A 2,864-nucleotide genomic window follows, 5' to 3' on the forward strand; every position below is an offset into this window, starting at 1 on the left:
GAACCACCGCGGAAGACTCCACGGGACCCGGATGGACGGGGTATCAACATATCTGGCGTTGACTTTTGGCACGCTGTTGAGTTCTCAAGGAACGGACGCTTCCTTCGGAAACCCCCCGCCATTCGGCCGGTTCGTCCTCCGGGCGCTTCCCTTCGGTGTTTCCCACCCTAGCGGATGTTTCCCCGTGTTCCCAAATCGGCTCTTGCGATCCGAAAGAGGCGTCACGAAAATCGACTCCATCCGGAGTCTTCATCCTGTGAGGTAGGTGTCCTCGGAGGCTCTCCCGGACCCTTCTTCGAAGAGATCCGCCGGGGAGCCGCCTCCAGGCGACTCGACCAACATTACGGACTCGGAGGGGCCGTGTCAACCCCTCGCCCGGAACCGGGACGACGCCTCGGCTGATGGGCCCGATAGGGGCTGACCGTGGGGTCGCCGTCGATCCAGAAACGCCACGGTCGGTCGGCCCCCGCTCCCCCCACCCCCGTGCGCGGACCGCGCCGTACGGTGTCGGGGTCCGGCGGCTCCGGTGCCCGCCACAGTTCCAGCGGGGAGGGATCCCCGCCCTCCGCACCGCCTCCGCAGACATCCGTGCCGTCCAGCGCCCGATCCACCCCGAGAGCCGTGGCGAGCCGGGCCGGTCCCCTGGCGAGGTCACGACCGGCGCGGGCCCGGGGACGCCGACGGACGGCGAGGTCCTCGCCCTCGACCACCTCGCCCGCCCGCAGGAGCACGCCGCTCGGATGCCCGGCCGGCCCGCACACGATGTTCAGGCAGTGCCACATCCCATAGGTGAAGTACACGTAGGCGTGACCGGGCGGCCCGAACATCGAGGCGTTGCGGGCCGTACGCCCCCGATACGAGTGCGACCCCGGGTCGTCACCTCCGCCGTAGGCCTCGACCTCGGTGAGACGCACCGCCATCACCCCTTCCGGGGTGTTCCGCACCAGGACCGCTCCCAGCAGCTGCGGGGCCACCTCGGTGACGGGCCGATCGAGGAACGCCCGGGGCACCCCGGTGACCGTCATCGTCCCGACCGGTGGTTCCGTAGGGTCGCGCCACGCTCTCCCGCTCCACTTCTTCCCCGTTCCCGATGCGTTCGGCCGGGCCCGCCGCCCGGCCCCGGGAGCCCGAAAGCGGGTGTCCTCACCGCGGCGGCCCCCACCGTCGGACGGGGGCCGCCCGGGCTCAGCCCAGCAATACGGCGAGCGGCACCGGCCGCGTGCTCCAGTGCACCACAGCCTCGCGGAGGATCTCCTCGGCCGTGTCCACCGCCTCGGTGTCGCGCGCCCGCCAGGCACTCCAGTGCGGTGCCACCATCAGGCGTCCCCGGGCGGGTGGGAGCCAGGACAGATCGGTGAGGAGGTCCGCGAGCGCGTCCCAGTTCCTTCCCGTGCCCGTCGGGAAGTCGAAGGTCGCGGCGAACTCCTCGATCAGGAGCCTCTTGATCCCTCCCCCGTCGTTCTCCCCCTCGGCCGCGGGACCGTCCGGTGGGGAGAACGGCAGGACCCGCCACCCGGCCTCCTCGGCGGCGTGCCGCGCCTCCGTCGAGGGGGACGGTTCGCCCGGGGCGGTGGGCCCGGGCGGGAGCCGGTGGAGATCCGCCGGGAGGTCACCGCGCAGGAGCGCTGCCAGGCCCTCCCCGAAGGGTTCGGGCAGTTCGCGGGAGGTCGTCATCGGATCACCGCTCGGAATGTCTCGTAATGATCGTCGGTGTAGTACATCTCGCCGTTCCCTCCGGTCACGATGCGCCGTGCCCCCCGGTGGTTCAGACCCGGGGTGTCCACGGTGTACTCGCGGTAGTGGGCGCGATCGGAGCGGATCGGCAGGCGTTTCTCGTAGTTGCCGAAGCGACTGCCGTCCTTGTCGTAGGGGAAGGGGCCACCGGCGTCGATGAGTTCGATGGTGCGGTGGGCCTCCGGCGGCAGGTCGGCGACCCTCACCGTGTCCATGCCGGCCGGGGCCCAGTCGGGGGCCCCCACCGTCCGATCGGCGGTGTCCCGGCCGGCTCCGCCGGATCCCGAGGGAGCCGTCTCCGGCCCACATCCCGTCAACAGTGCCAGCACCAGGGCGAGCATGCCCGCCAGCAACAGGGGCAGGAAGCGGGACGAAGGGGTCCGTCCGACGGTGACCCGCCGGGAAACGAGGGAATGGGGGGAGCCCGCGCTCACGGGCCCGGGCTGCGTTCTTCCTGATCTCACGGTCCCATGCTGTCACCGCGGCGGAGCGGCCGGTCACGGGGCCGACGGACCCGAGGATTCCGCGCCGGTGGACGGGGTTCCCCGGCCGAACACAGGAGGTTGCGCATGGATCGGACGAAGCGGCCCCCGCTCCCCCACGACTTCCACCCGCCGGTGGCGTCCTTCACCGTGGTGAGCGACGACATGATGGAGGGTGAACCCCTGAAGCCCGCTCAGGTCCTGGATGGTGGGAACGTCTCCCCGCAGTTGCGGTGGGAGGGCTTCCCGGAGGGGACGCAAAGCTTCGCGGTGACCTGCTTCGACCCCGACGCCCCGACGGGGAGCGGCTTCTGGCACTGGTCCGCCTTCGACATCCCGGCGTCGGTGACCTCGCTCGCCGCGGGTGCCGGGTCCGGGGACGGAACGGGGCTGCCCGCCGGGGCGGTGCAGGTGCGCAACGACTACGGCACGCGGGGCTTCGGCGGTGCCGCCCCGCCCGCGGGGGACGGACCGCACCGGTACGTGTTCACGGTCTACGCGGTGGACACCGAGAAGTTGGGCCCCGACGCGGAGGCGACCCCCGCGCAGGTGGGTTTCATGCTGCGGTTCCACGCGATCGGGCGGGCCCGGTTGATCGCCACCCACGAGGTGCCCGCGGAGGGCTGAGCCCTCCTCCCACCCCGCTCC

At 71.7% G+C, this 2,864-nt stretch carries 4 protein-coding genes; 1 reads left to right on the forward strand and 3 read right to left on the reverse strand.

The genetic code is table 11. The annotated features are described in order from the left end of the window. Positions 1-341 precede the first annotated feature (341 nt). From FOE67_RS21695 to FOE67_RS21705, 3 genes are all read right to left on the reverse strand, one after another. Positions 342-1,025 carry a DNA-3-methyladenine glycosylase gene (locus FOE67_RS21695; RefSeq protein ID WP_182666524.1) on the reverse strand — a complete coding sequence of 228 codons (684 nt, stop codon included), beginning with the start codon at positions 1,023-1,025 and terminating at the stop codon, positions 342-344. A 160-nt stretch (positions 1,026-1,185) separates the two neighbouring features. Continuing rightward, positions 1,186-1,674, reverse strand: a complete 489-nt coding sequence (locus FOE67_RS29595) for a barstar family protein (protein ID WP_228474151.1) — start codon at positions 1,672-1,674, stop codon at positions 1,186-1,188. Beyond that, positions 1,671-2,075: a guanyl-specific ribonuclease gene (locus FOE67_RS21705; RefSeq protein WP_182666526.1), complete on the reverse strand. Its 405-nt coding sequence runs from the start codon at positions 2,073-2,075 to the stop codon at positions 1,671-1,673. Before FOE67_RS21705 ends, FOE67_RS29595 begins: the two co-directional genes overlap by 4 nt. A gap of 228 nt (positions 2,076-2,303) precedes the next feature. Between FOE67_RS21705 and FOE67_RS21710 the strand changes: the two genes are divergently transcribed. Beyond that, a complete protein-coding gene (locus tag FOE67_RS21710) occupies positions 2,304-2,843 on the forward strand; it encodes a YbhB/YbcL family Raf kinase inhibitor-like protein (RefSeq protein ID WP_182666525.1) in 540 nt (179 codons plus the stop codon). The last annotated feature ends 21 nt before the right edge of the window (positions 2,844-2,864 follow it).

It is taken from the genome of Streptomyces calidiresistens, from assembly GCF_014141525.1.
Lineage (GTDB): Bacteria > Actinomycetota > Actinomycetes > Streptomycetales > Streptomycetaceae > Streptomyces > Streptomyces calidiresistens.

Bases quoted from the DNA above. Each gene is read 5' to 3' on its own strand.
- FOE67_RS21710 (WP_182666525.1), top strand. From the start codon at position 2,304: ATGGATCGGACGAAGCGGCCCCCGCTCCCCCACGACTTCCACCCGCCG.
- FOE67_RS21695 (WP_182666524.1), bottom strand. From the start codon at position 1,025: ATGACGGTCACCGGGGTGCCCCGGGCGTTCCTCGATCGGCCCGTCACC.
- FOE67_RS29595 (WP_228474151.1), bottom strand. From the start codon at position 1,674: ATGACGACCTCCCGCGAACTGCCCGAACCCTTCGGGGAGGGCCTGGCA.
- FOE67_RS21705 (WP_182666526.1), bottom strand. From the start codon at position 2,075: ATGCTCGCCCTGGTGCTGGCACTGTTGACGGGATGTGGGCCGGAGACG.